This window comes from Haloferax profundi, from assembly GCF_001469865.1.
In the GTDB taxonomy this organism is placed as follows: Archaea; Halobacteriota; Halobacteria; order Halobacteriales; family Haloferacaceae; genus Haloferax; species Haloferax profundi.
Genome location: NZ_LOPV01000161.1, coordinates 1 through 2,234 on the forward strand (window position 1 = coordinate 1; position 2,234 = coordinate 2,234).

1 protein-coding gene and 2 pseudogenes are annotated in these 2,234 nt (G+C 63.3%); 1 reads left to right on the forward strand and 2 read right to left on the reverse strand.

All coding sequences use genetic code 11. The features are described from left to right. Window positions 1-306 (reverse strand): annotated as a pseudogene (locus AUR66_RS08500) (helix-turn-helix transcriptional regulator); the annotation flags it as partial. Window positions 307-447: 141 nt separating this feature from the next. Here AUR66_RS08500 and AUR66_RS08505 point away from each other — a divergent pair. Then, window positions 448-1,845: an FAD-binding oxidoreductase gene (locus AUR66_RS08505; RefSeq protein WP_058572028.1), complete on the forward strand. Its 1,398-nt coding sequence runs from the start codon at window positions 448-450 to the stop codon at window positions 1,843-1,845. A 32-nt stretch (window positions 1,846-1,877) separates the two neighbouring features. Here AUR66_RS08505 and AUR66_RS08510 read toward each other — a convergent pair. After that, window positions 1,878-2,234, reverse strand: a pseudogene (locus AUR66_RS08510) (hypothetical protein); the annotation flags it as partial.

Here is a 2,234-nt window from a genome sequence, read left to right on the forward strand (position 1 = left end):
GTGGTCGACCCGTCTGGCGAGTCCGTGTTCGTCGAGCCACTGCACGAATCGGTGGCTCGTCGCCTTCGAGACGCCGAGTTGGTCTTCGAGCGTTCGCCTGTCGAGTGGTTCCGCTAAGAGCGCTTCGAGAACCGGTCCGTGACGGACGATGTCGACGAGTTCGTCCGTCTCGATGCGGTCACCTGCCGTCGCTAACTGACTGCCGAGGTGCCGACGGTTTCGTGCGTCGTCGAGTATCGCATCGAGAATCTGCGACCCCGGAGGTGGGTCCTCGTCGTCTCGACGGTGGGGGCCGAGAGTGTGCATGAGAGTGTCTAGCTAGTTAGCGGGGGCGAATACTAACTCTATCCACGACGTCAAACGGGTTTCGCGGTGTGAGAGGCCTGCCGAAGAACGAGACGAACGCCGGTCGGTGAGGCTAACGACCGTGCGACCCTATCGCAGTACATGTCCACCGACCTCGTCACCGACCAGCAGATACGGGCGCTTTCGGCAGACGTTCTCGGGGCCGTCGTTCGACCCACCGATGCCGACTACGACGACAGCCGAGCGGTCTGGAACGGGATGATAGACAAACGCCCTGCGCTCATCGTTCGGTGCACCGGCGTCGCCGACGTGGTCCGGTCGGTGGCGTTCGCCCGCGAGAACGACCTTCTCGTCGCAATCCGCGGTGGCGGCCACAACGTCGCCGGAACGGCAGTCTGCGACGACGGTATCGTCATCGACCTCTCGGAGATGACCAGTGTGCGCGTCGACCCAGACGAGCGAACTGCGCGGGTTTCGGGCGGTGCTCGGTGGGTCGACGTCGACCACGAGACGCAGTTGTTTGGCCTCGCCGCACCGGGTGGTGTCGTCTCGGATACCGGCGTCGCAGGCCTCACGCTCGGTGGGGGAATCGGCCATCTCCGGCGGAAGTACGGCCTCAGTTGTGACAGCCTCCGGTCCGTGGACCTCGTCACCGCGGACGGAGAATTCATCACTGCCAGCGAGGAGGAACACGCCGACCTGTTCTGGGCCCTTCGCGGTGGCGGCGGCAACTTCGGCGTCGTCACCAGCTTCGAGTTCGACCTCTACCCCGTCGGGCCGGACGTGGCGACCTGTCTGGTGTTCTATCCGGCCGACCAACTCGTCGAGTGTCTCCGCGCGTACCGCGAGTACGTCCGGTCGGCATCTACGGAAGTCAGCACACTGACGTTCGCGGGCGTCCTCCCGGACGAAGAACTCTTCCCAGACGCAGTCGACGTTCCGAAACTCGGGATAATGGGCTGTTATGCCGGCCCCGTCGAGGAAGGACTGGAGGCACTGGAACCGCTTCGAGAGTTTGCCGACCCCATCGCGGACTTCAGTGGCGTGATGCCGTACACGGAGTTTCAGCAACTCCTCGACGAGGACTACCCTGATGGCATGCGCTACTACTGGAAGTCGCTCTATCTGGATGGCCTCTCTGACCAGGCACTCGAACGCATCGAACACTGGGTCGACGTGGCACCATCGCCGCTCTCGACAGTCGACGTGTGGCACCTCGGTGGCGCGATAGCCGACGTGGGTCTGACAGAGAGTGCCTTCGGCGGGCGGCAGGCCCCCTTCCTCCTCGGCGTGGAAGGGAACTGGGAGGACGCCGATGCCGACGAGGAAAACGTCGCGTGGGTCCGCGATTGTCTCGACGACATGCGAGAGTTCTCGGATGGGTCTGTCTACCTCAACTTCCCGGGATTCTTCGAGGACGGAGACGAGATGATAGAGACGGCGTTCGGGGCGGCGTACGAACGTCTCGTCGCGGTGAAAACCGAGTACGACCCGGCGAATCTGTTCCGGGTGAATCAGAACGTCACACCGACTGCGTGAGCGTCAGCGAGTGAACGGACGTTAATCCCCGCTTATTGCGACGGGAGTCGGCGGTGGAAGACTCGACTTACTACGAACAACACCGCTGCGAGGAGGCCCGCTGGGATAGCGACCATCGGGACTGTGACGGGGATGACTGCCCCACCGAACGGGTTTTGTCCGCCTGCGGCGAGGAAGGCGGCGATAGCCTCCTGTCCTCCGTGTCCGAGGAGGAAGAACCCATTGACGGCGGCGACGGCCAAGACGCCCGTGATGAGGCTAATCAACGACGCGACTTCTTCGACGTTCAGCAAGCGACTGGCCTCTCGCTCGGTCAGCGCCTGTTCGCGTTGAAGTCGGCGGAAACCCACGTACACGAGTCCAAACGCGGCAACGGCCACGATAGTACC

Coding starts and splice junctions, on each gene's coding strand:
- AUR66_RS08505 (WP_058572028.1), top strand. CDS start 448: ATGTCCACCGACCTCGTCACCGACCAGCAGATACGGGCGCTTTCGGCA.